The sequence below is a fragment of the Pseudomonas sp. ICMP 10191 genome (genome assembly GCF_001467335.1).
Lineage (GTDB): Bacteria > Pseudomonadota > Gammaproteobacteria > Pseudomonadales > Pseudomonadaceae > Aquipseudomonas > Aquipseudomonas cerasi.
The window spans coordinates 1-427 of sequence record NZ_LKGW01000048.1; the positions used below are offsets into that span (position 1 = coordinate 1).

Consider the following 427-nt stretch of genomic DNA (forward strand, 5'->3'; position numbering starts at 1 on the left):
ATGGCGGCGTGGACCGATTCATGGATTCAATCCGGGACCCAATATTCGAATGAACACAGCATCAATCATTTACCTGCTGACTGCAGTGCTGGGCTTTGCCCTTGCTGTGGCAGGCGTTTACGTACTGCTTGGCCTGGGTTGGGCGCTTCTTGCCGCTGCTTCGTCGTGCTTCGTCGCGGCAGCATTCATTCGAAGGGGACTGACCGGTGGCTAAGTCTTTCAAATCCGTCTTGAGCGGTGCNCGGAAAAACCGTGACGATCAACAAAGCCATGCGCCTAGCCGCTTGCTGGTCTTGCGTTCGCCTCATCTCCGAAACGATCGCAACGCTGCCGCTCGGCCTATACCGGCGCATGCCTGATGGTGGTCGTGAGGTGGCCGGTGACAATGACCTGCATTGGATTCTTAACACCAACCCGAACAGCCGCA

2 protein-coding genes are annotated in these 427 nt (G+C 56.8%); both read left to right on the forward strand.

The genetic code is table 11. From position 1 onward, the window contains the following. On the forward strand, positions 1–214 hold a 214-nt coding region (locus tag AO388_RS29310), incomplete at its 5' end, for a hypothetical protein (protein ID WP_236713898.1). A gap of 56 nt (positions 215–270) precedes the next feature. Then, positions 271–427 (forward strand): phage portal protein (locus AO388_RS27140; RefSeq protein WP_153003967.1); only part of this gene is annotated, 157 nt, incomplete at its 3' end.